A 2,477-nucleotide genomic window follows, 5' to 3' on the forward strand; every position below is an offset into this window, starting at 1 on the left:
ACCTTATTTAAATCTTTGATTTGAACTGTTTCTTCTTCATCAATTAATAATTTTTCTTCTTCTCCAGCCATAAAGCCTCCTTAATTGTTAAAAGTGATAATATTTGCACCATCTTTATTATTAATTTTGAGAACTCTACCAATAGGAATAATTTCCTTTATAAAAGCATAAATTGAATGATCATAGCCTTTAGGAAGTGAGTTAAATACTAAGGCCTTTTTAGATGCAGCGTACCCCTTTTTCTGTTCTCTAATTAGTATCTTTTTAGGCCTTTTACCTTTTGCAGTGCTAGGTGAAATAAATGTAGTAAAGTTTGTTTTTATTGCCCCTTTTAAAGAGATATCAATAACACCAGCTTCAGTTGTAGTAATTAAAATGTCTACATTTAAAAATGCCTTAAAAATCAGTCTAAATGACTCATCAGTACCAATATGACGTAAAGCAAAAATAACACTATTGATATTGCTTGTAATACTTTGTAGAGTTTGAGTTTTTGCATAAAAAATTGATAAGACTTGAGATATCCATATAGCAATATATCTTGATTTTATATTTTCTTTTGCATCAATTGATATGAAGTTAGAATTAAGGATTTTAAGTTCATTAAGTAGTTTTTGTGCATATTCAGTTTCTGTTTGTATAAATTTTTGAATTTCAGTGTCTTTTAAGAATTTAGGTATTTTCATATTTAAGTGTCAATGTCAATAATCAGTCGATCAGTTGTATTAAAAAGTAGCATTGTATCATCATTAATTGAGATATCTTCATTTTTTTTAAAATCACTATCACTGATTTTTGAAATACTCTCGCTGTCTGTATCTTTAACACAAGCTTGAATTTCCATAAACTTAATCCCTTTTATTTCATTAACTGGAGCAAAAAAATCTTGATATTCAAAACTAATTCCCATATCAGAATAGTTATTTGAAATAATCCTAGAATATATGTTTCTAATTTGGGAGTCTATGTTTAAGTAAAGATAGTTTTTAAGATCAAGTTTGTACTTTACTTTCATATAAACATATTTTCTTTTTCCAAGCGATATTTTATAGGATTTAAGTTGTCCAGTTGAGTTAAGCCCATCAATTTCTATGTTCCCCTCAAGTAAAGTTCCGCTAGGGGTTGTTAGATATAATGTTTCCCAAAGTTTAGCCTTAAATTCAGGGTTGTTAATATTAGTTTTACCAGTGTCTAGTAAATTTTCTTTTAGAATTAGATATATATTAGCTTTACCAGCTGAACTTTTAATGTTAGCATGTTCTACTCCATTAAGATTAAGTAAAGCCGATCGAACTGCACTGTAAGTTGTGCTTTTAGAAGAAATGTGTTCTTCAATAGCGGCCCAATAAGTACCACCCGGCGTCATTTTAGAAAAAAAGAGATTAAGCTCATTAATTATTTCTTCTTCAATTAATGCTAAAGAAGATGCAATAATATTGTAAATAGAGCTATTGCTGTCATCAATGTTAATCCCATAATTTACTCGCAAGTGTTCTCTTTTGGTCCGTACTATATCCTTAATTGTACGCTTTAGAATGCCAAAATCAGAGTCAAAAACTATACTCATAAATTAAACTCCATATTTAAAACATCACCAGAGAAAAAAAAGGATATATTCGCTTTACGGTCTTGTATTGCAATTGAAATATTGATTATATCTAAGTTAAGATCTTTAGATATTTCATGAAAATAGTTTTTTACAGCTTGAAGATTGTTAATTTTTAAAAGTTTTAAAAGCAAGAAGTAGTCTAGTCCCCAATTAGGAGCATAGCTTAGACTCCCCCTTAAGGTTTTTAGGAATATAAATAATTTTTGTTTTTGCTCGTCAATCCCATCAACAAGCGAAAAATCTTTATTAAATACCAATTCAAAATTATTGCCAATTCTTAAATCCATGCTATTAATTATAGCATAATTAGCAAAAATTACTTAAACAAACTGTTAATCTTAGCAGAAATTCTAGAGGTTACTGCTCTTAAGCTTATATAGTCAATTGCTGCTTGTCCTGTAACTGTTATACCATTGATAGCACTGATAATACTATCTAGAATTTCTTTCAAGCTAGTTGCTTGGTTTGCTATTTCAATCGTATTATTTGCTTTTATCTTAACAGTATCGCAAATTAAATTTAAAGTTTTTGGACTAATTGCGCTAAGTATATAAAAATGATGCTTGTCAAAATGAATATCGTCATTTTTATCAAAAATATTAATGCTTGATTGAAGCAGTAAAACAGTATCGCCTTTTGATAGTTCAAAATTGATATTAGATATATTTTTTGTGTGAATTTCTAAATCTTCAAATTCTGGTATTATAACTACAGCCTCTTGAGTTTGCTGTTTAAATTTCTTTACAGTGCCAATTCGGGTTATAAAAATATTTGAATAAATCCAATTTTTTATGTCTTCTTGTGCTAATGCGTGGCCATAAAGGCGCTGGTTCATTCTGTAAATTTCATAGTTTTCACTCATTCTAAC

General features: G+C 28.7%; 4 protein-coding genes. All 4 read right to left on the reverse strand.

Translation table 11 applies throughout. The features are described from left to right. Positions 1-80 precede the first annotated feature (80 nt). From HNR35_RS05645 to HNR35_RS05660, 4 genes are read right to left on the reverse strand one after another with little or no spacing between them, the layout of a single operon-like run. A complete protein-coding gene (locus tag HNR35_RS05645; RefSeq protein ID WP_183224528.1) occupies positions 81-686 on the reverse strand; it encodes a DUF735 family protein in 606 nt (201 codons plus the stop codon). A gap of 2 nt (positions 687-688) precedes the next feature. After that, positions 689-1,567: a DUF276 domain-containing protein gene (locus tag HNR35_RS05650; RefSeq protein ID WP_183224530.1), complete on the reverse strand. Its 879-nt coding sequence runs from the start codon at positions 1,565-1,567 to the stop codon at positions 689-691. Beyond that, positions 1,564-1,896, reverse strand: coding sequence for a contractile injection system sheath initiator (locus tag HNR35_RS05655; protein WP_183224532.1), 333 nt, complete (start codon positions 1,894-1,896; stop codon positions 1,564-1,566). Before HNR35_RS05655 ends, HNR35_RS05650 begins: the two co-directional genes overlap by 4 nt. 29 nt (positions 1,897-1,925) lie before the next feature. Then, positions 1,926-2,471 (reverse strand): DUF777 family protein, encoded by a 546-nt coding sequence (locus tag HNR35_RS05660; protein WP_183224534.1) that lies wholly within the window; start codon positions 2,469-2,471, stop codon positions 1,926-1,928. Between the last annotated feature and the right edge of the window lie 6 nt (positions 2,472-2,477).

Origin of the sequence: Borreliella spielmanii, from assembly GCF_014201705.1 — a bacterium.
Classification (GTDB): Bacteria; Spirochaetota; Spirochaetia; order Borreliales; family Borreliaceae; genus Borreliella; species Borreliella spielmanii.